At 63.6% G+C, this 21,145-nt stretch carries 21 protein-coding genes; 16 read left to right on the top strand and 5 right to left on the bottom strand.

From position 1 onward, the window contains the following. Positions 1-14 precede the first annotated feature (14 nt). Positions 15-2,510, top strand: a complete 2,496-nt coding sequence (locus H0274_RS08400) for a ligase-associated DNA damage response DEXH box helicase (RefSeq protein ID WP_226794549.1) — start codon at positions 15-17, stop codon at positions 2,508-2,510. Between the two features lie 125 nt (positions 2,511-2,635). Here H0274_RS08400 and H0274_RS08395 read toward each other — a convergent pair whose 3' ends face one another. From H0274_RS08395 to H0274_RS08380, 4 genes are all read right to left on the bottom strand, one after another. Continuing rightward, positions 2,636-3,100 (bottom strand): ExbD/TolR family protein, encoded by a 465-nt coding sequence (locus H0274_RS08395; RefSeq protein WP_226794548.1) that lies wholly within the window; start codon positions 3,098-3,100, stop codon positions 2,636-2,638. 24 nt (positions 3,101-3,124) lie between these two features. Continuing rightward, positions 3,125-3,661 carry an ExbD/TolR family protein gene (locus tag H0274_RS08390; protein ID WP_226794547.1) on the bottom strand — a complete coding sequence of 179 codons (537 nt, stop codon included), beginning with the start codon at positions 3,659-3,661 and terminating at the stop codon, positions 3,125-3,127. Positions 3,662-3,752: 91 nt separating this feature from the next. Continuing rightward, on the bottom strand, positions 3,753-4,523 hold the full coding sequence (locus H0274_RS08385) for a MotA/TolQ/ExbB proton channel family protein (RefSeq protein WP_226794546.1): 771 nt from the start codon (positions 4,521-4,523) through the stop codon (positions 3,753-3,755). An 84-nt stretch (positions 4,524-4,607) separates the two neighbouring features. Next, positions 4,608-5,249 (bottom strand): energy transducer TonB, encoded by a 642-nt coding sequence (locus H0274_RS08380; RefSeq protein WP_413463473.1) that lies wholly within the window; start codon positions 5,247-5,249, stop codon positions 4,608-4,610. 351 nt (positions 5,250-5,600) lie between these two features. Here H0274_RS08380 and H0274_RS08375 point away from each other — a divergent pair, with 351 nt between their 5' ends. Together H0274_RS08375 and H0274_RS08370 are read left to right on the top strand one after the other, a co-directional pair. After that, the gene (locus tag H0274_RS08375; RefSeq protein ID WP_226794544.1) at positions 5,601-6,491 is read left to right on the top strand and encodes a hypothetical protein; all 891 of its coding nucleotides are present in this window, start codon (positions 5,601-5,603) and stop codon (positions 6,489-6,491) included. Between the two features lie 133 nt (positions 6,492-6,624). Further along, positions 6,625-7,935 (top strand): homoserine dehydrogenase, encoded by a 1,311-nt coding sequence (locus H0274_RS08370; protein ID WP_226794543.1) that lies wholly within the window; start codon positions 6,625-6,627, stop codon positions 7,933-7,935. A 58-nt stretch (positions 7,936-7,993) separates the two neighbouring features. Here H0274_RS08370 and H0274_RS08365 read toward each other — a convergent pair whose 3' ends face one another. After that, complete coding sequence (locus tag H0274_RS08365) at positions 7,994-8,434, bottom strand: hypothetical protein (RefSeq protein ID WP_226794542.1); 441 nt, start codon at positions 8,432-8,434, stop codon at positions 7,994-7,996. Positions 8,435-8,645: 211 nt separating this feature from the next. On the opposite strand from H0274_RS08365, the gene glpX reads away from it, so the two are divergent. From glpX to H0274_RS08300, 13 genes are all read left to right on the top strand, one after another. Next, complete coding sequence (gene glpX / locus H0274_RS08360; RefSeq protein WP_226794541.1) at positions 8,646-9,617, top strand: class II fructose-bisphosphatase; 972 nt, start codon at positions 8,646-8,648, stop codon at positions 9,615-9,617. Positions 9,618-9,753: 136 nt separating this feature from the next. Next, positions 9,754-10,689 (top strand): ribose-phosphate pyrophosphokinase, encoded by a 936-nt coding sequence (locus H0274_RS08355; RefSeq protein WP_226794540.1) that lies wholly within the window; start codon positions 9,754-9,756, stop codon positions 10,687-10,689. A 1-nt stretch (position 10,690) separates the two neighbouring features. Next, on the top strand, positions 10,691-11,128 hold the full coding sequence (locus H0274_RS08350; protein ID WP_226794539.1) for a cupin domain-containing protein: 438 nt from the start codon (positions 10,691-10,693) through the stop codon (positions 11,126-11,128). Beyond that, positions 11,125-11,907: an inositol monophosphatase family protein gene (locus H0274_RS08345; protein ID WP_226794538.1), complete on the top strand. Its 783-nt coding sequence runs from the start codon at positions 11,125-11,127 to the stop codon at positions 11,905-11,907. The genes H0274_RS08350 and H0274_RS08345 overlap by 4 nt, the downstream gene beginning before the upstream one ends. Before the next feature lie 188 nt (positions 11,908-12,095). Further along, on the top strand, positions 12,096-12,680 hold the full coding sequence (locus H0274_RS08340; RefSeq protein ID WP_226794537.1) for an outer membrane beta-barrel protein: 585 nt from the start codon (positions 12,096-12,098) through the stop codon (positions 12,678-12,680). A gap of 237 nt (positions 12,681-12,917) precedes the next feature. Beyond that, on the top strand, positions 12,918-13,121 hold the full coding sequence (rpmI, locus tag H0274_RS08335) for a 50S ribosomal protein L35 (RefSeq protein ID WP_054531242.1): 204 nt from the start codon (positions 12,918-12,920) through the stop codon (positions 13,119-13,121). 13 nt (positions 13,122-13,134) lie between these two features. Beyond that, complete coding sequence (gene rplT, locus H0274_RS08330; RefSeq protein WP_226794536.1) at positions 13,135-13,494, top strand: 50S ribosomal protein L20; 360 nt, start codon at positions 13,135-13,137, stop codon at positions 13,492-13,494. Between the two features lie 163 nt (positions 13,495-13,657). Next, positions 13,658-14,563 carry a helix-turn-helix domain-containing protein gene (locus H0274_RS08325; RefSeq protein ID WP_226794535.1) on the top strand — a complete coding sequence of 302 codons (906 nt, stop codon included), beginning with the start codon at positions 13,658-13,660 and terminating at the stop codon, positions 14,561-14,563. Positions 14,564-14,697: 134 nt separating this feature from the next. After that, entirely contained in the window at positions 14,698-15,813 is a 1,116-nt protein-coding gene (gene pheS / locus H0274_RS08320; RefSeq protein ID WP_226794534.1) for a phenylalanine--tRNA ligase subunit alpha, read from the top strand. Next, a complete protein-coding gene (pheT, locus tag H0274_RS08315) occupies positions 15,810-18,215 on the top strand; it encodes a phenylalanine--tRNA ligase subunit beta (RefSeq protein WP_226794533.1) in 2,406 nt (801 codons plus the stop codon). The genes pheS and pheT overlap by 4 nt, the downstream gene beginning before the upstream one ends. Before the next feature lie 25 nt (positions 18,216-18,240). Beyond that, positions 18,241-18,615 carry a hypothetical protein gene (locus H0274_RS08310; RefSeq protein WP_226794532.1) on the top strand — a complete coding sequence of 125 codons (375 nt, stop codon included), beginning with the start codon at positions 18,241-18,243 and terminating at the stop codon, positions 18,613-18,615. A gap of 138 nt (positions 18,616-18,753) precedes the next feature. Next, a complete protein-coding gene (locus H0274_RS08305) occupies positions 18,754-20,289 on the top strand; it encodes a peptide chain release factor 3 (RefSeq protein WP_226794531.1) in 1,536 nt (511 codons plus the stop codon). Between the two features lie 273 nt (positions 20,290-20,562). Next, the gene (locus H0274_RS08300) at positions 20,563-21,141 is read left to right on the top strand and encodes a pyridoxamine 5'-phosphate oxidase family protein (protein WP_226794530.1); all 579 of its coding nucleotides are present in this window, start codon (positions 20,563-20,565) and stop codon (positions 21,139-21,141) included. Positions 21,142-21,145: the final 4 nt, after the last annotated feature.

Genomic DNA, 21,145 nt, shown 5'->3' with positions numbered 1-21,145 from the left:
GGGAATCTGCGGCCTTGACGGGGGGGAATCATCTTCCGCCGGAGATCGAGGGCTGGTTTGCCGGGCGCGGCTGGCGCCTGCGCGATCATCAGCGCGCGATGTATCGTGCGGCTCGCAGCGGCAGGCATGCCTTGCTGGTCGCGGATACGGGGGCCGGCAAGACGCTGGCAGGCTTTCTGCCCACCTTGGCCGATTTCGCCCCCTCCGCGCTGGCCGGAGAACCCGTGCCGGATGGGTTGCACACACTCTACATCTCCCCGCTCAAGGCGCTGGCGCATGATGTGCAGCGCAATCTGCTTACTCCCGTGGAGGAAATGGGGCTGCCGCTGCGGATCGAAACGCGCAGCGGGGATACGCCCACAGACCGCAAGAAGCGCCAGCGCAGCCGCCCGCCCCATGTGTTGCTGACCACGCCCGAATCGCTTTCGCTGCTGCTCAGCTACGAGGACAGCTTCGCGCTGTTCAGCACGTTGAAGCGGGTTGTGGTGGACGAGGTCCATGCCTTCGCCACCGGCAAGAGGGGGGATCTGCTGGCGCTATGCCTGGCGCGGCTGCAGACTATCGCCCCCGCCATGCAGCGCGTGGCGCTCTCGGCCACTCTGGCGGACCCTGACGCCTTCCGGCGATGGCTGGCCCCGCATGATGGCGGGGATGGTGATCTGGATAGCGTGGAACTGGTTCAGGGGGAAAAGGGGGCGCCTCCGGAAGTCGAGATTCTGCTGCCCAAGGACGAGCGTGTGCCATGGGGCGGCCATGCAGCCATATGGGCGGTGCCCCAGCTGATCGACATTATCGCGCGCAATCGCACGACGCTGGTTTTCACCAATACACGCTTTCTGGCCGAGTTCATTTTCCAGAAGCTGTGGGAAGCGAATGACGCCAATCTGCCGATCGGCATTCATCACGGATCGCTCTCAAAGGAAGCCCGGCGCAAGGTGGAAGGCGCGATGGCCCGCGGCGATCTGCGGGCGCTGGTATGCACGGCCAGCCTCGATCTGGGTGTCGATTGGGGCGATGTCGATTGCGTGATCCAGATGGGGGCGCCCAAGGGTTCCTCGCGCCTGTTGCAGCGGATCGGGCGGGCCAATCACCGGCTGGATCTGCCCAGCCGCGCCATTCTTGTGCCGGGCAATCGCTTCGAGTTTCTGGAAGCGATGGCGGCAAAGGATGCTGTCGATCAGGGGCAGCGCGATGGCGAGGGATTCCGCCCCGGCGGGCTCGACGTGCTGGCGCAGCATGTGATGGCCTGCGCCTGTGCGGCCCCGTTTGACGAGGTGGAACTGCTCCGCGAAGTGCGCCAGTGCGCCGCCTACGCCTGGGTGGGGGAGGAAGAATGGCGCCGCGTGCTGCATTTCGTGGCGACCGGCGGCTACGCGCTGGAAGCCTATGACAAGTTTCGCCGGATCGTGCGCGATCCATCGGGCACCTGGCGGCTGACCCATCCCGAACATGCGCAGCGGCACCGGATGAATGCCGGAATCATCGTGGATGCGGAAATGCTGGATGTCCGTTTCAGGAACGGGCGTTCGCTTGGCCGGGTAGAGGAATATTTCGCATCCACCCTCTCACCGGGGGACACTTTCACTTTCGCGGGCATGGCGCTGGAGGTGGAACAGCTCAGGGATATGGAATTGATCGTGCGCGCCGCGAAGAAAGCGGCGGCGATCCCTTCCTATATGGGCCAGCGCATGCCGCTTACCACCCATCTGGCGGGCCGGGTGCAGGCGATGCTGGCGGATCGCGCGGGTTGGGCGCGCTTCCCCGACGATGTGCGCGAATGGCTGGAAATGCAGGACTGGCGCAGCGAGATGCCGGGGCCGGGCAAGCTGCTGGTGGAGAGCTTCCCGCATGAGAAGCTGCACTACACGGTCTATTATACGTTCGAGGGGTGGAACGCGAACCAGTCGCTGGGCATGCTGATCACGCGGCGGATGGAGGAACGCGGGCTGCAGCCCGGCGGCTTCGTGGCCAATGATTATTCGCTCGGGGTCTGGGGCCTCCGGCCGGTGGCCGATCCGGCGCCGCTGCTCTCGCCCGATATTCTGGCCCATGAATTCGTGGACTGGGTGCAGGATTCCTATCTGCTGCGCCGTGCCTTCCGCGAAGTGGCAGTGATTTCCGGCCTGGTGGAGCGCCAGCATCCCGGCAAGCGCAAGACGGGCAAGCAGGTCACATTCTCGACCGATCTCATCTATGATGTGCTGCGCAAATATGAGCCGGACCATGTGCTGATCGAAGCGGCCTGGGCGGATGCGCGGACGCGGCTGACCGATGTGGGCCGGTTGGCCGGCGTGCTGGAGCGCGCGGCGGGAGAGCTGGTCCATGTCGAACTGGACCGGGTCAGCCCGCTGGCAGTGCCGGTGATGGTGATGATCGGCCGGGAAAGCCTTCCGCAGGGATCGGTGGACGATGCGCTGCTGATGGAGGCGGAGCATCTGGCCGAAGCTGCCATGGGCCCTGATTTACCCCGCGATCCCCTTGATCCGGACGATGAGCATTTGCCGGGGTGAGTTCGGTTCGGCGGAGGCGATTGGGCGGAGGCGATGGCTGGGCAAGCCCGCGCGATGCTGAAGACAGGCATAGAAAAAGGGGCGGTGTTACCCGCCCCTTGATCTTGTTCAGTACCTTAGGTCGATCAGTTGACGACGGCGGGGCCTGAATTTTCGGACTTGCCGAACACGCGATACTTCTCATTGCCGACGAAACCGAACTTGGTGACCTTGGAACCCTTGATCAGGTTCAGCACCTTGGCCGAAAGATCGTAGCTGGCCATCGCTTCCGGTTCGAACTGCAGTTCAGGCTCGACCGCATAGGTCAGGGACTGCTGCAGGTTCGTAACGAGGCCGGACTGGGTGATCGGCTGACCATTCCAGAGGATCTCGTTATTCGGGGTCAGAACGATCTTGTTCTTGATCGGATCGACCGGCGGCAGAGGAGTGTCGGGAGGCGTGGGGCTCGGAAGGTCGATGTCGACCGAGTGAGTCGCCACAGGGATCGTAAAGATGAGCATGATGAGGAGAACGAGCATGACGTCGATCAACGGCGTCGTGTTCATTTCCATCATCGGCGAGCCATCATCTTTGCCGCCTGTCATTGCCATGGGAAATTACTCCTGTGCTTTCTCTCAACCCGCGTTCGGATCGACTGGGTTGGAGATGAAGCCGACGGTCGGGTAACCGGCCGCCTGGACGTTGTAGATCGCGCCAGCCACACAGCGCCAGGGCGCGTTGATGTCGCCACGGATGTGGACCTGCGGGATCTTTTCCGGATCGTTGCGGATCGCGTCGATACCGCCTTCGCGCTGAACGATAGCGTCCAGGCGTTCGAATGCCTGGTCGTACAGTTCCTGCGAAGTCACCGGAGTGATGTTGTTGAAATAGACGCGGCATTCGCCGTTGCGCGAGGCACCGGTATAACCGGCTTCACCGGCACTGCGTCCAGCTTCGTCGGTGGTGCTGACGGTCAGCAGCAGGTTCTCGACCTTGTCCTTGGACTCGGCCGATTCGAATACTGGAATCTGAAGCTTTTCGATTGTCTGCAAACTGACCGGGACGGCGATGAGGAAGATGATCAGGAGCACCAGCATCACGTCCACGAGGGGCGTGGTGTTGATGTCCGACATCGGCTTCTCTTCGCCGCCACCGCCTGTCGAAATGGCCATGGTACTATCCTACTCTCAATCTTCGCCTAGGAAGGGTGGGATGGGCGGCCCGCATGCCGGAGCCCATCCCACTCAATCGGATCAGGCGACCTCAGGCCTTCGGAGCGGCAGCAGCAGGAGCAGCGGGCTTGGCCGGAGCAGCCTTGACCGGAGCAGCAACCGACGGCTTCACCGCGCCCTTCGACGTGATGTTCGCCAGGATGTCGGTCGAGAAGCCGTTCATCAGTTCGGAGATGCGCTTGTTACGGGCCTGGAGCCAGTTGTAGGCGAGCACCGCGGGAACGGCCACGAGCAGACCGATGGCGGTCATGATCAGGGCTTCACCGACCGGACCGGCGACCTTGTCGATCGAGGCCGAACCGGCCAGACCGATGGCGATCAGGGCGCGGTAAATACCGATAACGGTACCGAGCAGACCGACGAACGGAGCGGTAGCACCCACGGTAGCGAGGAAGGGCAGGCCGCTGGCGAGCTTCGAGTTGATCGAGGCTTCCGAGCGAGCGAGCGAACCGTGCAGCCAGTCATGGGCTTCGAGGCTGTCGGTCATCTTGTTGTGCTGTTCTTCAGCGGCGAGGCCGTCTTCGACCAGCTGGCGCCATGCGCTGTTCTTGCCGAGCTTGGCAACGCCGTCCTTGAGCGTCGGAGCCTGCCAGAACTTGGTGCGCACGTCCTTCAGTTCGCCGAAGATCTTGCGCTGTTCGAGCAGCTTGGTGATCAGGATGTAGAACGAGCCCACGGACATGATCACGAGAACGATGAAGATGGAGTAGGCGATCACACCGCCCTGGTTGAGTGCTTCCCAGAAGCCGAAGTGGTTCTTGGGAGCCGCTTCAGCGGCTGCAGCCAGAAATTCGATAAGCATGCGGGTAGTCCTCTCTAAAAAAATCGAAAGATCAAACCGGGCTGCCGGGGCGCGCTCACGCTGCCCGCGGCCGCGCCCTCAAAATCAGTTCAGCTTGTAGACGATGCGCGTGGACCAGCTGGCCGATGTCGGGTTGCCGGCGTCATCCAGTGCGGGATCGAAGCGCGCATAACGCTGCATCCCGTCACATGCTGCTTCATCCAGTACGTCAGAACCGCTGGAGCTCGATACGCGGCATGCCGCGACCTTGCCATCGGGACCGACGGTAACGCTCACGCCCACGGTGCCTTCAGTGCCCGAGCGGACGGCGCGCGCAGGATAGTTCTCCTGAATGCGAGCGGCCCAGCGGGACTGACCCTTGGGTTCGACACCCCGTGCCTTCGACACAGCCGGCGGAGGAGCCGGAGGAGCCGGCGGCGCAGGACGCGCAATCGGGATCACCGGAGCCGGCGGCGGGGGACGATCCACCACGGTAACCGGCGGCGGAGCGACATTGATATTGATGGGAGGCGGCGGCGCCACAATCGGCGGCGGCGGTGCCTCATCCGGCGGGGGCGGCGGCGGTTCTTCAGTCTTTTCCGGTTCGGGCTCGTCGATATCGACCGTCGTAACGCGCTCGATGATCTTCTTGGTCGCCGAATAGGCAAGACCAGTCACAAGAGCATACCCGACCAGCAAGTGAACCAGCCCCACAATGATGATAGCGACAATCTTGTTGCCGCTCATTGTTTGATCAGCGTAGGCCATTCAATCGCATCACTCCATTTCCGTCGCCCGGCAAGCCGGGCTTGTACCAGCCAAAGGGAATCGCACCCTGACAGGTAACGCCAACAATTGTCCACCCTGTCGGCCAAGCCGGTGCCCACCGAGGAATCCGAACGACCCGGCAGGGCCCTGCCCCGGAGCTCTTGATTATTGTATCCCGCCCCGGTTTCGGGGGGTGTTTAGCGGCCTTGGAGGGGTGGAGCAATCGCTTTATCGGTTAACCGCCAATTCAACACTTCCGGGCTTGAATGGGGCTGTCTATGTGAAACGCGCTCCCCACATGTCGGGGTCGTCGAGCTGCGAGGGAAACGCATGAAAATCACAGAAATTCGCGCTTCCGGCAAATGGCTGATCGCTGGCGCCGCCGCCTTTGCGGGATTTGCGATGCAGCCCGCCCAGGCCGCCGAAACGCCCCTGCCGCCGCCCGGTCCACAGCTGACTTATGCGGATATTACGGATCTCGCGGACGCCGCGACCATGGTGGTGAAAGCCAGGATTCGCACCCAGCGCACCCTTCCGCCGGAACTTTCGCCGGGTCTGCGTCCGGGCTGGGTGAGGCTGCTGATCCAGGCCGATACGGAAGCCCTGATCACCGGGCGCCAGGCAATTGGCGAATCGCTGCGCTATCTGGTGGATGTGCCGCTGGATGCCAAGGGCAAGCCGGCCAAGCTGAGAAAGCAGTCCTTTATCATCTTCGCCTTCCCCGTGCCGGGCCATCCGGGCGACCTGCAACTGATCGATGTGGATTCCCAGTTCCCTGCCGATCCGGCGCTGGAGGCGCGCGTACGCGAAGTGCTGACGCAGCTCGCATCGCCGGATGTTCCACCAGTTGTGACCGGAGTGGGGGAAGCGCTGGCGGTGCAGGGCAATCTTTCAGGTGAATCGGAAACCCAGGTATTCCTGCGGACGAAGACCGATGCGCCGGTATCGCTCAATGTCGTGCGGCGGCCCAATATGCAGCCCGAATGGGGCGTATCGTGGACGGAACTGGTGGACCAGTCGGCCCAGCCTCCGCGGGAAGGCACGCTGGAATGGTATCGTCTGGCCTGCTTCCTGCCGGCCGACGTGCCCTATGACGCGATCCTTTCGCGCGATGGGGAGTCCCGGGCCCTGGCGACTGCGGATTATCGCTATGTGCTGGAGCAGCTTGGCCGTTGCTCGCGCACCCGGGGCGGACCGCCCAAATTCCCCAACCCAAGATGACGATCTGACCGGGGCTCGCTAACCGGGGCTGGCCTTTCGGGGCCGCCTGCACTAACGCGCCCGGCGAATTCGTGGCACCGGGAGCCTTCCCGTGTGCGTCCCCTGCTGCGCTACAGCCGAAAGAGGAAGACTTATGGCCGATCCGCTCCGTATTGCACTTGCCGGTCTGGGCACGGTGGGCGCTGGCGTAATCCGCCTGATCGAGGCGAACGGCGAACTGATTGCGCGCCGTGCGGGGCGCCCGGTGGAGATCGTCGCCGTAAGCGCGCGAGACCGGACCAAGGATCGCGGCGTCGATCTTTCGCGCTTTGCGTGGGAAGACGACATGACTGCCATGGCATCCCGTGCGGATGTGGATGTGGTGGTGGAACTGGTCGGCGGGTCGGATGGCCCGGCGCTGACCCTGGCGCGCAATGCACTGGGTGCCGGCAAGTCGCTCGTCACGGCGAACAAGGCGATGATCGCCCATCACGGGCTTGCCCTGGCTGAGCTTGCCGAGAAAGCCGAAGTCGCCCTGAAATTCGAGGCCGCGGTGGCTGGCGGCGTGCCGGTGATCAAGGGCCTGCGCGAAGGCGCGTCCGCCAATGCGATCGAACGCGTCTATGGCATCCTCAACGGCACCTGCAATTACATCCTCTCCACGATGGAAGCGACGGGCCGGGATTTCGGCGATGTGCTGAAGGAAGCGCAGAAACTGGGCTATGCCGAGGCCGATCCCACCTTCGACATCGAGGGGATCGATGCCTCGCACAAGCTTTCCATCCTCGCGGCCATTGCCTTTGGCGCCAAGATCGATTTCCCCTCTGTGGAAACCGAAGGAATCTCCAGGCTGCGCGCCGCCGATATCGAGCAGGCCGCCGCGCTCGGCTTCGTCATCCGGCTGATCGGCATTGCCGATACCGAGCTGGGCGCGAATGGAGAGGATACGCTGTTCCAGCGCGTCTGCCCCTATCTGGTGCCTGTCGACCATCCGCTGGCGCGAGTGAACGGGCCGACCAACGCCGTGGTGGTGGAGGGCAATTTCGCCGGCCGCCTGCTGTTCCAGGGTGCCGGGGCGGGTGACGGGCCGACTGCCAGCGCGGTTGTGGCCGATATTATCGACATTGCGCGTGGCGATGTAGGCGCGCCTTTCTCGGTTCCGGTCAATGCTCTTGCGCCGATGCCTCGTGCCGATGCCGGGCACCGCGTGGCGCGCGATTATCTGCGCTTCATGGTGGCGGACCGTCCGGGTGTGCTGGCGGAGATCGCCACCGCCATGCGCGATGCGGGGGTTTCGATCGAAAGCCTGATCCAGAAGGGTCGCCAGGAAGAAGGCGGCGAAGTGATGGTGTCCATCGTCACCCATGGAGGGCCCGAGGCGAATGTGGACCGGGCGCTGGAACTGCTCAAGGGCTCGCCCAGCCTGACCGAGCCGCCGCTGGTCCTGCAATTGCTGGATAATTGAGGGCCAAACTTCCGGTGCGGCGGGGTGCCGGTGTGCGCCCCGCCCGGCACCGGAGAAATCAGTCCGCGCGCTTCTCGCCCTTGGCGATCTTGTCGGCGTCCGATCCCTCGGGCGCTTCGGGCAGCAGCTTGAAGTCGATCATATAGGCCGGGTCGGGCGTGCCACCCAGCGAGATGCCCTTGCCCTTGAAGATCCCCGGGCCTGATACGTCAGGTGCGCGGGGCAGGCCGTCATTCGTCGCCTCGCGGGAATTCGGGTCCAGTTCGCTGGTGGATTTCACGCGGAATTGGGAATCGTCCTGCGGCTTGGCGCAGACGACGATTTCATTTTCCCCCTGATCGCTTGCAGGCTTGGAACAATTGCGCGTGGGGGGCGGGGGGCCATACATCTGTTTGCTGGCCGCGATGGCATCCTCGGCGGAAATGCCGGTGCGCTGCGCCGCCAGTGGAGAAAGCGGCAGCGCGGCCAGCAGCCATAATGCGGCGCATTTCCTGAACATCGCGGGCCTTTCCCTCCGGACTTTACTGCCTTAGGGCAGTGGCGGCGCCACCTTTCGCGGTGATGGCTTGATCGATCATGAATGACGGCAAGATGACGGCTTGGCAATCGCGCAGGGCGTGTCACCGAAGATACGCATTCCTGCGCGAGGGCACTCTCGACAGTCATGGACGGCTCGCTTATCGGATGCGCCGGATGTGAGGGGAGTCTCGATGCCCAAGGCCAGCAAAGTTCTCGACCGCGTACTTGTTCTTGAAATGGTTCGGGTGACGGAGGCTGCGGCGATCGCCGCGTCCCGTCTGGTGGGCCGTGGTGATGAAAAGGCGGCCGACCACGCCGCGGTTGAAGCTATGCGCGCGGCTTTTGACGAGCTTTACATCGACGGCACGGTAGTGATCGGCGAAGGCGAGCGTGACGAGGCGCCGATGCTCTATATTGGCGAGAAGGTGGGCGGGGCGCCCGGCAAGGGCCCCCGGATCGATATTGCGCTCGATCCGCTGGAAGGCACTACCATCACGGCCAAGGCCGGCCCCAATGCGCTGGCCGTGCTGGCTGCGGCCGAGGAAGGCTGCCTGCTCAATGCGCCTGACGTCTATATGGAAAAGCTGGCCATCGGGCCGGGCTATCCCGAAGACCTCGTCAGCCTGAGCAAGACTCCCACCGAGAATATCGAGGCGCTGGCTGCCGCCAAGGGCGTGAAGCCGAACGAGATCATCGCCTGCGTGCTCGATCGTCCGCGCCATGCCGAACTGATCGAAGAACTGCGCGGCCTTGGCTGCGGCATCCAGCTGATCCCGGATGGGGACGTGGCCGGCGTTATCGCGGTGACGGACCCGGATACGACGATCGACATCTATATGGGCTCGGGCGGCGCCCCCGAAGGCGTGCTGGCCGCCGCGGCGCTGCGCTGCGTGGGCGGACAGTTCAATGGCCGTCTGCTGTTCCGCAACGAGGACGAGCGTTCGCGTGCGCGCAAATGGGGGATCGAGGATCTCGACCGGATCTACAAGCTGCGCGACCTTGCCAAGGGCGACTGCATTTTTGCCGCGACCGGCGTTACGGATGGATCGCTGCTCAGTGGCGTGAAGCGCCTGAAGGGCGGCAAGATGACGACCGAGAGCGTGGTGATGCGGGCAAGTTCCGGCACGGTGCGCTGGGTGCGGGGCGAACATCGCGGTTCGTGACGGGCATTTTGACCGTTTTTTCGGCCTCGGCATACGCGCTTTCAACAGCGCAGCCGCACTGTAGGTTGCAATCGTGTGACGCTTGGCTAGAGCCGGGCGCATTGATTCCCGCCGCGAGAACAGGGGCCCCCAAGCGATGAAGATCATGGCCGGCAATTCCAACCTGCCGCTTGCGCGTTCGATCGCGGCCTATCTCGAAATGCCGTTGACCGACGCCTCGGTCCGCCGATTTGCGGATGAGGAAATCTTTGTCGAGATTCATGAGAATGTGCGCGGGGAGGATGTGTTCGTCCTCCAGTCCACCTCATATCCGGCAAATGACAATCTGATGGAGCTGCTGATCTGCATCGATGCGCTCAAGCGCGCATCGGCCAAGCGGATCACGGCAGTGGTGCCCTATTTCGGCTATGCAAGGCAGGACCGGAAGCCCGGCCCGCGCACGCCGATCTCGGCCAAGCTGGTGGCCAATCTGATCACCCAGGCCGGCGCCAGCCGCGTGCTTTCGGTGGATCTCCATGCCGGGCAGATACAGGGCTTCTTCGATATCCCGACCGACAACCTCTATGCCGCGCCCGTGATGGCGGCCGACATCCAGGCGCGTTACGGAGATTCGGACCTGATGGTCGTCTCGCCTGACGTGGGCGGCGTGGTGCGCGCCCGGGCCCTGGCCAAGCGGCTTGAGAACGCCCCGCTCGCCATTGTCGACAAGCGCCGCGAACGCGCCGGCGAATCCGAAGTGATGAACATCATCGGTGACGTGAAGGGCCGCGCCTGCATTCTCATTGACGATATCGTCGATTCGGGCGGCACGCTCTGCAACGCGGCGCAGGCCTTGCTCGATGCCGGGGCCAAGAGCGTGGCGGCCTATATCACCCATGGCGTGCTTTCGGGGGGTGCGGTGGCACGGGTAAACAATTCGGCGCTCAAGGAGCTGGTCATCACCGACACTATCCTGCCGACCGATGCAGCGCAGGAATCGCAGAGCATCCGCATCCTGCCGATCGCTCCGCTGATTGGCGAGGCCGTGCGTCGTATCGCGGATGAAAGCTCGGTTTCGAGCCTGTTCGACTGACATGGCGCCGCGCTCGCGCAGGGCGGCTGTAACAAGACCCGGCGCGGTGCTGCTGCCTTTGGTGGCAGCCCTGGGCGCCTGCGGTGCGCAGCCGGGCGGTGTGAAGGTCTATCAACCGCCAGCCGGATCGAATGAAGTGCTGCAAGGCCCGATCGCGGGCGCCCCCGGCCATTCGCTGGTGGTGGGCGATCTGGCCATGCCCGCAGGTGCGATAATTCCGCGCCATCGCCATGCCGGCGCGGAATTCCTTTATGTCATAGGCGGTTCGGCCGTGCTTTCGCGGGAAGGCCAGCCGGATATGACCTTGCAGGCCGGGCAGGGCATCCGTATTCCCCCCGGCACCGTTCACTGGGGCCATGCCGGTCCGCAGGGAATGCGCGCCGTTTCTTCCTGGGTCGTGGTCGAAGGCCATCCCCTGCGCGAGGCTGTATCCGAATGAAGCTCGATGCCGAGATTGCCCTGGCTCACCGTCTGGCCGACGCCGCACGTGCGGCTATCCGTCCCCACTTCCGTGAACCGGTGCATAGCGAGGCCAAGGAGGACGCCACTCCCGTCTCGCTGGCGGACCGTGAGGCCGAACAGGTCATGCGGCGCATTCTGGAGGCGGAAATGCCTGCGGACGGCGTCCATGGTGAGGAATATGGCGTTTCGGCCGGGACTTCGGGCCGCCAATGGGTGCTTGATCCGATCGACGGGACCACGTCCTTTCTCGCCGGGCGCCCTATCTTCGGAACACTGATCGCGCTGCTGGTGGATGGCTTCCCGGTACTGGGCATCATCGACCAGCCGATCCTTGCGGAACGGTGGCTGGGTGTAACCGGAAGGCCGACGCTGTTTAACGGCAAGCCCATCCGGACGCGCCCGTGCCGCGAACTGTCCGCAGCGACGCTGGCCACCACTGGCCCGCAATATTTCGACGATCATGAAGGCGAGCATTTCATGGCCCTGGCGGCCAAGACCTCGCACCGCCGGATGGTGATGGGCGGCGATTGCTATAATTACGCCATGCTCGCCATGGGCCAGATCGACATCGTTTGCGAGGCGGGGCTGAAGCTGCATGATTATGCGGCGCTCGTCCCGGTTGTGGAGGGCTCTGGCGGCACGATGTGCGACTGGAACGGCGATCCGCTCCATGCAGCTTCGGGCGGCCATGTGCTGGCTCTGGGCGACCCCGCGCGGCTGGAAGACGTGGTGGAGGCGCTGGCCTGCGGACATTGAGCAGGCGGCCTCGGTAAACTGGTCCGGCAACCTGGTCCTCACAAGGGAGCAGGACCAATACGCGTCTGTTTTCCGGTAAATTACTTATCGCACCAGATTGGATGCATCCCCCTTTTTAAAGATCGCAAGTGCGCTGTAACGGAGCAGTGGCCCGCATTCGACGGGCATCAATCAGGGGGTAAATCCACATGAAATATCTGTTCCTGGCCGCGGCGCTCGCCGGCGGTCTCGCTCAGCCTGCCTTCGCACAGGAGGAAGAGGGCAAGAACGACAAGGCCGGCTTCCGTATCGAAGCACGCGCGACGCTCGAAACGCCGACGGTCAGCAGTGTCGAGGAAGAAGGCGACATCTACAAGCTCGGCTCGGCCATGGCCTTCGGCGGCGAGGCAGGCTTCGACTTTGCGGTGAGCGACAAGGTGGTTGTCGGGCCCTATGGCACCTATGAAATCTCCACGGTCAAGAATTGCGTCGACCCGGATTGCGTGAAGGCAACCGACAATTACGCTTTCGGCCTGCATGCCGGTGTCACTGTTGGGGATCGCGGACTGATCTATGCCAAGGTCGGCTACGCCAGCCTCGGCCTGGAAGTGAGCACGCCCGGCCTGACCGTGAGCGAGCGTGGCGATGGCGTGGAAGGCGCGATCGGTTACGAGCACGGCTTCGGCAGCAATTTCTACGGTCGTGTCGAGTTCGGTTATGCCGACAATGGCGATATCTTCGGGATCAACTTCCAGCGCCGCCATGCGGGCCTTTCGCTGGGCGCCCGTTTCTGATCGCCCAGCCGGCAAGGCTACCGGCAAGGCTACCGGCAGGGCTGCCGGCAGGAAGGTCTGAAGACGGCGGGCTGGCGCTCTGGCGGCGGCCCGCCGCATCTCTGCCTTGCAATTCGGGCTGATCCCGTTAAAGGCGCCCGCTTCAAAGACACGAGATCACTTTTCGGTGATTCTGGGTCCGCCTGGCTGAAAGGGCTGCCAGGGCAGGCTCGATGTGTCTCGAACAAGGAGACGAAAATGCCCAAACTGAAGACCAAGAGCGGTGTGAAGAAGCGCTTCAAGCTTACCGCTACCGGCAAGGTGAAGCACGGCGTTGCCGGCAAGCGCCACCGCCTGATCAGCCATAACGGCAAGTATATCCGCCAGAACCGCGGGACCGACGTGATTTCCGACGCCGATGCGAAGGTGATCAAGAAGTGGGCGCCCTACGGGCTGAACTGAGGAGTACTAGCCAATGTCCCGTATTAAACGCGGCGTTACCACGCGCGCAAAGCACAAGCGGATTCTGGATGCGGCCAAGGGCTTTCGCGGCCGCCGCAAGAACACCATCCGCGTTGCCCGTCAGGCAGTCGAAAAGGCTGGCCAGTACGCTTATCGCGACCGCAAGGTTAAGAAGCGGAACTTCCGTGCCCTGTGGATCCAGCGCATCAACGCTGCCGTCCGCGCTGAAGGCCTGACCTATTCGCAGTTCATCCACGGCACCAAGCTGGCCGGCATCGAACTGGACCGCAAGGTGATGGCTGATCTGGCCATGAACGAAGGCGCTGCCTTCACTGCGATCATTGCGCAGGCGAAGAAGGCTCTTCCGGCCTGAAGTCATTGAACTGAACAAGCCGTTAGGCAGCTTCCTTCGGGAAGTGCAGACGGTAAGGTTAAATACGGGCGCGAAACGGTGATATTCCGTTTCGCGCCCGTTTTCGTATAATCTATGGACAGGAAGAGGGCGCCAGACGGGCGGGTCGCAATTGGGGGTCGTAATGGAGTGCCAGATCGACGTGCGCTTTTATCCGGCGCCGGCAGACCTGCTGGGCTGCTTTTCCTCATTCTACAGCGCGACTTTTGCCGTGGAGGACGGTGGCCGGGTCAACGATCTCCTGCAGCCGGAATGGGCCAATATCCGTTTCTTCACCGGCTCCCTGCCGGATGCCTGGGTGGCCGGTTCGGAAAAGGTGCGCGATGTCCGCTTCATGGCTACTGGCCCCAGTTCCGTTCCTGTCCATTTCGATCTGGGCACCACGCGTATGTGGGGCATCGGCCTGTTCCCGCTGGGCTGGGCCAAGTTCTGCCATGGGCCCGCAACCGAGGTTGCGAATATGGTGGTGGACGGAGAAAGCCATCCCGCTTTCGCCAATTTCCGGCAGCTCGCCAATGATCTGTTCGAGGGGGCCTCGGACGAGATGGAGGAACTTGAGCGGATCATTGCCTGCTTGCGCAGCATGAACCGCGATGTTCCCGATCAGGAACGGATTGTGGCGGTCCATGCGGCAATGGTCGATCCGGCTGTAGCAACCGTAGCGGATTTCGCGGACCACACCGGCCTTGGTCGCCGCACGCTGGAGCGGCTGTGCCATCGCTATTTCGGCTTTTCTCCCAAGCTGCTGCTGCGGCGCCAGCGTTTCATGCGCAGCCTGGCCCAGTTCATGTTGGACAATTCCACCAACTGGAGCGAGGCGATGGATGCGCATTACCACGATCAGGCCCAGTTCGTGCGGGAGTTTCGCTCGTTCATGGGCATGAGCCCGGGCGAATACGCATCGCGCAAACATCCGATCCTGGGGGCGTTCATGAAGCAACGCGCTCGGATATGGGGCGCTGCCGCGCAGACATTGGACCGGCCCGATCAGGTGCTGGGCATACGTGCCCGCGGCTTGTCCGCAGCCTGACCTAGACAGGGCCCATCGCCGCGGGGCAGGGCACCGCCTGACCCTTCGCCAGCCCACTCGGCGGCTCCCTCCACCATTGCCAGCACCGGACCAGCGCCCTAGAGGCGTTTCGCAATCGCAGGACCGGATTGGACATGGGCGAAGTGGAAACTCTTGAAGGCGCCGCAGTGGCGCGGATCGGCGCGGCTGAAGATCTCGCCGCGCTGGAAGCACTGCGGGTGGAATATCTGGGCAAGCAGGGCAGCATCTCTGGCCTGCTGAAGACCCTGGGCAGCATGTCGCCCGAAGAACGCGAGACTGAGGGGCCGAAGATCCACGCCCTGCGCGAAAAGGTGCAGGCCGCGTTGACCGCTCGCAAGGATGTGCTTGAAAGCGCTGCGCTGGATGCCCGGCTGGCGGCCGAGACGCTGGACCTTTCGCTGCCGGCACCCGATGCGCCGAAGGGTTCGGTCCACCCGGTCAGTCAGGTGATGGACGAACTGGCCGAGATCTTCGCCGATATGGGCTTCGCCGTGGCCACCGGCCCCGAGATCGAGGACGACTGGTATAATTTCACCGCGCTCAACATGCCGGAAAGCCACCCGGCCCGCGCGATGCACGATACGTTCTACTTCCCTGATACAGCGCCCCAGGGCGGCCGGATGCTGCTGCGTACGCATACCAGCCCGGTGCAGGTTCGCACCATGAAGGCGGGGGGAGCGCCGGTCCGGATCATAGCGCCCGGTCGGGTCTATCGTTCCGATTCCGATGCCACCCACACGCCGATGTTCCATCAGGTCGAAGGTCTGGTGATCGACAAGGGCATTCACCTCGGTCATCTCAAATGGACGCTGGAAACTTTCCTCAAGGCCTTCTTCGAGCGCGATGATATCGTGCTGCGGCTGCGCCCCTCCTATTTCCCCTTCACCGAGCCTTCGGTGGAAGTGGACGTTGGCTTTGCCATCGAGAATGGCCCTGACGGAAAAGGGCGGCGCGTGCTGGGCGGCAGCGGCGACGAGCCGGGCCATGGCTGGATGGAACTGCTGGGCAGCGGGATGGTCAACCGCAAGGTGATCGAAATGTCGGGCCTCGATCCCGATCAGTGGCAGGGTTTCGCATTCGGCGTGGGCGTGGATCGCCTCGCCATGCTCAAATACGGGATGGACGATTTGCGCGCCTTCTTTGACGGCGATGTGCGCTGGCTGAAGCATTACGGCTTTTCCGCCTTCGATCAGCCGACGCTTTCGGCCGGGGTGGGAGCACGCGCATGAAGTTCTCGCTCTCCTGGCTGAAGGAATATCTCGATACCGATGCCGATGCGGCGGCCATTTCGGCCAAGCTGAATGCCATCGGGATCGAGGTTGAAGGCATCGAAGACCCGGCCGAGAAGCTGGCTGGCTTCATCGTGGCCAAGGTGCTGACGGCAAAGCCGCATCCCGATGCGGACAAGCTGCAGGTGCTCACCGTGGATACCGGCCAGGTGGCAAAGGGGGGCGATCCGCTGCAGGTCGTCTGCGGCGCGCCGAATGCGCGTGCGGGCCTTGTGGGCGTGCTCGGCACTCCGGGCGCCAGCGTGCCTGCGAATGGCATGGTGCTGCGCAAGAGCGCGATCCGCGGCGTCGAATCCAACGGCATGATGTGCTCCACCCGCGAGCTGGAACTGGGCGACGATCATGACGGGATCATCGAACTGCCCGAAGGCGCGCCCATCGGCACCAGCTTTGCCGATTATCGCGGCGAAGGCCCGATATTCGACGTGGCGATCACGCCTAACCGGCCCGATTGCATGGGCGTCTACGGCGTTGCGCGCGATCTTGCCGCAGCGGGCCTCGGCACGCTGAAGCCGCTCACTATCGAAAAAACCGTGGGCAGCTTCCCCTGCCCGGTGGAAATCCGCACCGACGATCCGGAAGGCTGCCCAGCCTTCTATGGCCGCGTCATTCGCGGCGTGACAAACGGCCCTTCGCCCGAATGGCTGCAGGCTGCGCTACGCAGCGCGGGCCAGCGCCCGATCAGCGCTTTGGTCGACGTCACCAATTTCCTGATGCTCGGCTTCGGCCGCCCGGCCCATGCCTATGACCTTGCCCAGCTGACCGGCGCGGTCGTGGCGCGGCGGGCGAAGGATGGCGAACAGGTCCTCGCGCTGAACGAGAAGACCTATACGCTCGATGCCCAAATGACCGTGATTGCCGACGATTCCGGCGTGCACGACATTGCCGGGATCATGGGCGGCGAACATTCGGGCGTTTCGGAAAACACTAAAGATGTGCTGCTCGAAATCGCCTATTTCGAGCCTGAGCGGATCGGCGCGACCGGCCGCCGCCTGGGCCTTGCTTCCGATGCCCGCACACGCTTCGAGCGCGGGGTGGACCCCGCCTTCCTCGATGACGGGCTGGAACTGCTGACGTCGCTGATCCTGAAGATCTGCGGCGGCGAAGCCTCTGAAGTCATCCGCGCGGGCAGCCCGCCGAGCGAGCAGAAAGTGGTGAGCTACGATCCGGCTCTGGCCGAGCAACTGGGCGGCGTTGCCGTTCCGCAAGCCGAGCAGAAGGCGATCCTCGCCGCGCTGGATTTTGACGTTTCCGACGATTGGAACATCACTGTGCCGCTGCGCCGCCATGATGTGGAAGGCGCGCCTGACATCGTCGAGGAAGTGGTCCGCATCCATGGGATCGACAAGGTGGCCAGCGTCGCCCTGCCGCGCGCGGATGGGGTTGCCCAGCCCACTGCCACTCCGGCCCAGAAGCTGGAGCGCCGCCTGCGCCGCGCCGCTGCCGCGCGCGGGCTGAACGAGGCTGTGACCTGGAGTTTCCTGCCCGTGCCCGATGCGGAGCATTTCACAGACGGGAACGGCGGGCTGTGGGTTCTGGATAACCCGATCAGCGAAGACATGAAGGCCATGCGCCCCGCGCTGATCCCCGGCCTGCTGTCTGCCGCCAAGCGTAATCTCGATCGCGGTGCCAAGGGCGTGCGCCTGTTCGAGATCGGCCGCCGCTATCTGCGCGGCGAAGGCGGGACGAGCGACGAGCGTCTGACGCTCGGCGTGGTGCTGGCGGGCGAGAAGGTTCCCAGCGGCTGGAGCACCGGCAAGGCCCAATTGTTTGACGCATTCGACGCCAAGGGCGAAGTGCTGGCCCTGCTGGCTGAAGCCGGCGCGCCGGTGGACAAGCTGCAGGTGATGGGTGAGGCGGGCAGCCAGTTCCATCCCGGCCAGTCCGCAACCCTGCGCCTTGGCCCCAAGGTGGTGCTTGCCCGCTTTGGCGCGCTGCATCCCCGCACGCTTGAGGCTTTCGACGTGGATGGCTCGGTGGTCGCTGCCGAAATCTATCTCGATGCCATTCCGGAAAAGAAGGGCGGCGCCAGCTTTGCCCGCACGGCCTATTCGCCGCCCGCCCTGCAGGCCGTGACGCGCGATTTTGCCTTCCTGGTGGATGCGGCGAAGCCCGCCGGCGATCTGCTGCGTGCGGTCAAGGGTGCGGACAAGGCCAATATCGTCGATGCCCGCATCTTCGACGATTTCCGCGGCGCAGGCGTGCCGGAAGGCAAGAAATCCCTCGCGGTGGAAGTCACGCTCCAGCCGGGCGAGAAGAGCTTCACCGATGACGAGCTCAAGGCGATTGCCGAGCGAATTGTGGCTGCTGCTGCCAAGATGGGGGCCGAACTGCGCGGGTAATCCCCGCGCGCGGGGAAGGGGGGCTATGCGTAGCCGCGTGATCGGACAGGTGCTGATGGGGCTTGCGGCGCTTTCCGCGGTCGGCGCCTTTGCCGGGGCCGTGCCGCTGCTGGCTGATGCCGAGGCGGACCGGCTATGGGTAGAAAGCTGGCGAGCCTATGGCTTCCTGGTTTTCGCCGGGCTTTTCGCCCTGCTGGCCTGGCGGCCGACCCGTTCGCCGCTCGTGTGGGAACTGGTGTTCTTCCACAAGGCCGCAATGGTGGTGACTCATCTGGCGGTGGGGGACGTGGCCGAAGCCGCAGTAGCAGGCATGGTTGATCTGGCGCTGTGCGCCGTCATTCTGGTGTCCTGGATGCTGACCCGCGGCTGGGAAAGCTGGTGCACCCCTCGCGCGGGATAAGGCGAGGCGGGGCGACTGGCCCTTGCCAGCCCGATCCAGTCACTTCGTCCATCGGTTCGCCATAGGCGGGTTCCTGCATCTTGGACATGCTCACGGGAAATATGGACGCGGGCGCGCCCTGCGGCTAACCGCGCGGCCATGGCCAATCCCACTGTTTCCAATCGCCGCACCTTTGCGATCATCTCCCACCCCGACGCGGGTAAGACGACGCTTACGGAAAAGCTCCTGCTGCAAGGCGGGGCAATCCATCTTGCGGGCGAGGTGAAGGCGCGCGGGGCCGCGCGGCGCGCCCGTTCCGACTGGATGAAGATCGAACAGCAGCGCGGCATTTCCGTCACCAGCTCGGTGATGACCTTCGAGAAGGACGGGATTACCTTCAACCTGCTCGACACGCCGGGGCACGAGGATTTCTCCGAAGATACCTATCGCACGCTCACCGCAGTGGATTCGGCCATCATGGTGATCGACGCGGCCAAGGGCATCGAACCGCAGACGCGCAAGCTGTTCGAGGTCTGCCGGTTGCGCAGCGTGCCGATCATCACCTTCATCAACAAGGTGGACCGCGAGGGGCGCCCCTGTTTCGAATTGCTGGACGAAGTGGCCGACATGCTGGCGCTGGACGTTTCCCCGCAGGCCTGGCCCATCGGCATGGGCGGGCTGTTCGAGGGGATTTTCGACTTCGCCACCAACAGCGCCAGCCGCCCGGAAGGGGACAGCCGCGAATTCCTCGGCAAGCGCGATGTCGATCCTTCCCTGCCGGAAGATGTGGCGGAGGAGATGGAACTGGCGCGCGGCATCTATCCCGAATTCGATCTCGAAGCCTATCGCAATGGCGACCTGACCCCGGTCTATTTCGGATCGGCCCTGAAGAATTTCGGCGTGGCCGAACTGATCGACGCCATTGCCCGCTATGCGCCCCCGCCCCGTCCGCAGCCGGCCGAGGGCGGGACGATCGCGCCGGACAAGGACGAGGTGACCGGCTTCATCTTCAAGGTGCAGGCCAATATGGACCCGCAGCACCGTGACCGGATCGCTTTCATGCGCATGGTCAGCGGCACTTTCAAGCGGGGCATGAAGCTCACCCCTTCGGGCCTGGGCAAGCCGATCGCGGTCCATTCGCCCATCCTGTTCTTTGCGCAGGATCGCGAGATTGCCGACACGGCCGAGGCGGGGGATATCATCGGCATCCCCAATCACGGCACCTTGCGGGTGGGCGATACGCTCTCCGAAAAGAATGATGTGCGCTTCACCGGCCTGCCCAATTTCGCCCCGGAAATCCTGCGCCGCATCGCCCTGAAAGACCCTACGAAGACCAAGCAGCTGAGGAAGGCGCTGGACGATCTTTCCGAAGAAGGCGTGATCCAGGTGTTCTATCCCGAGATCGGCAGCCAGTGGATCGTCGGCGTGGTTGGCCAGCTTCAGCTGGATGTGCTCGTTTCCCGGCTGGAGGCGGAATACAAGGTGGAAGCGCGGCTTGAACCTTCGCCTTTCGACACTGCGCGGTGGCTGAAAGGCGCTGCCGATGCGCTCAAGAGCTTTGAACAGTTCAACCGCCCCAACCTCGCGCGGGATCGTGATGGAGACTTGGTGTTCCTCGCCAGATCGGTGTGGGATGTGAATTATCAGCAGGAAAAGAACCCCGAGCTGAAATTCGGCGCGACCAAGGAGCGGTGAGGAAATCACCTATATGGTGAATTATCTTGACATCGCGACGCTGTCCGGTTAAGGGCTGGGCAGCATCGCGATAGTGCGGTTCTCTCCTCCACTTCCTTTCCTCATTCGCACCACCCCCAGTCATCCCGGATTTATTCCGGGATCCCGCTTCCTTGTCGCCAGAAAGGAAGCTGGACCCCGGCACAGGGCCGGGGTGACAATGCAGAATGTCGAGTTGGGGGCATGCCCACCTCCCCGCTTGCCGCCTTGCCATGGACTGCCTACCAATCCCCCATGGCCGAGTTCTTCGACGCGCTCACCCCCGCCCATGCCGCCATGATCGAGCGGCAGCCCATGTTCTTCGTCGCCACGGCGGCAAAGGACGGGCGGATCAATCTCAGCCCCAAGGGCTACGATGCCTTCCGCATCCTCACGCCCAATCGCGTTGCCTATCTGGATCTCGGCGGATCGGGGAACGAAACCAACGCCCATCTGCTGGAGGATGGACGCATCACGGTGATGTTCTGCAATTTCCAGCAGCCCGCGCTGATCCTGCGCATTTACGGGCAAGGCCGCCCGGTAGTGCCGTGGGACCGGGACTGGGAGGAACTCGCCGCCCATTTCACCCTGATGCCCGGCACACGGCAGATTTTCGACATTGAAGTGGAAAGCGTACAAACCAGCTGCGGCTATGGCGTGCCGATCATGAGCCTGGAGCGGGAACGGCCGACCCTGCTCAAGGTCCATGCCAAGGCCGATCCGGTCGAATGGGCAGGCAAGCACAAGACCCGCCGCACCAGCATAGACGGGCTGCCCGTGCGCACGACGGATCGCTATATCGCGGGCGATCCTTCCACCATTCCGCAGGACTGACCCG

Source organism: Fulverythrobacter ferritrahens (assembly GCF_020539485.1).
Classification (GTDB): Bacteria; Pseudomonadota; Alphaproteobacteria; order Sphingomonadales; family Sphingomonadaceae; genus Andeanibacterium; species Andeanibacterium ferritrahens.
The sequence above is the reverse complement of the archived record's forward strand: the minus strand, read 5'-3'. Positions and strand labels throughout refer to the sequence as shown.

What these genes read in the sequence shown, in the direction of transcription:
- glpX (WP_226794541.1), top strand. Translation starts at nt 8,646, where the DNA reads ATGCCCAAGGCCAGCAAAGTTCTCGACCGCGTACTTGTTCTTGAAATG.
- H0274_RS08305 (WP_226794531.1), top strand. Translation starts at nt 18,754, where the DNA reads ATGGCCAATCCCACTGTTTCCAATCGCCGCACCTTTGCGATCATCTCC.
- H0274_RS08395 (WP_226794548.1), bottom strand. Translation starts at nt 3,100, where the DNA reads ATGGCAATGACAGGCGGCAAAGATGATGGCTCGCCGATGATGGAAATG.
- H0274_RS08345 (WP_226794538.1), top strand. Translation starts at nt 11,125, where the DNA reads ATGAAGCTCGATGCCGAGATTGCCCTGGCTCACCGTCTGGCCGACGCC.
- rplT (WP_226794536.1), top strand. Translation starts at nt 13,135, where the DNA reads ATGTCCCGTATTAAACGCGGCGTTACCACGCGCGCAAAGCACAAGCGG.
- pheS (WP_226794534.1), top strand. Translation starts at nt 14,698, where the DNA reads ATGGGCGAAGTGGAAACTCTTGAAGGCGCCGCAGTGGCGCGGATCGGC.
- H0274_RS08325 (WP_226794535.1), top strand. Translation starts at nt 13,658, where the DNA reads ATGGAGTGCCAGATCGACGTGCGCTTTTATCCGGCGCCGGCAGACCTG.
- rpmI (WP_054531242.1), top strand. Translation starts at nt 12,918, where the DNA reads ATGCCCAAACTGAAGACCAAGAGCGGTGTGAAGAAGCGCTTCAAGCTT.
- H0274_RS08300 (WP_226794530.1), top strand. Translation starts at nt 20,563, where the DNA reads ATGGCCGAGTTCTTCGACGCGCTCACCCCCGCCCATGCCGCCATGATC.
- H0274_RS08340 (WP_226794537.1), top strand. Translation starts at nt 12,096, where the DNA reads ATGAAATATCTGTTCCTGGCCGCGGCGCTCGCCGGCGGTCTCGCTCAG.
- H0274_RS08380 (WP_413463473.1), bottom strand. Translation starts at nt 5,249, where the DNA reads ATGAGCGGCAACAAGATTGTCGCTATCATCATTGTGGGGCTGGTTCAC.
- H0274_RS08310 (WP_226794532.1), top strand. Translation starts at nt 18,241, where the DNA reads ATGCGTAGCCGCGTGATCGGACAGGTGCTGATGGGGCTTGCGGCGCTT.
- H0274_RS08350 (WP_226794539.1), top strand. Translation starts at nt 10,691, where the DNA reads ATGGCGCCGCGCTCGCGCAGGGCGGCTGTAACAAGACCCGGCGCGGTG.
- H0274_RS08375 (WP_226794544.1), top strand. Translation starts at nt 5,601, where the DNA reads ATGAAAATCACAGAAATTCGCGCTTCCGGCAAATGGCTGATCGCTGGC.
- H0274_RS08365 (WP_226794542.1), bottom strand. Translation starts at nt 8,434, where the DNA reads ATGTTCAGGAAATGCGCCGCATTATGGCTGCTGGCCGCGCTGCCGCTT.
- H0274_RS08390 (WP_226794547.1), bottom strand. Translation starts at nt 3,661, where the DNA reads ATGGCCATTTCGACAGGCGGTGGCGGCGAAGAGAAGCCGATGTCGGAC.
- H0274_RS08385 (WP_226794546.1), bottom strand. Translation starts at nt 4,523, where the DNA reads ATGCTTATCGAATTTCTGGCTGCAGCCGCTGAAGCGGCTCCCAAGAAC.
- H0274_RS08355 (WP_226794540.1), top strand. Translation starts at nt 9,754, where the DNA reads ATGAAGATCATGGCCGGCAATTCCAACCTGCCGCTTGCGCGTTCGATC.
- pheT (WP_226794533.1), top strand. Translation starts at nt 15,810, where the DNA reads ATGAAGTTCTCGCTCTCCTGGCTGAAGGAATATCTCGATACCGATGCC.
- H0274_RS08370 (WP_226794543.1), top strand. Translation starts at nt 6,625, where the DNA reads ATGGCCGATCCGCTCCGTATTGCACTTGCCGGTCTGGGCACGGTGGGC.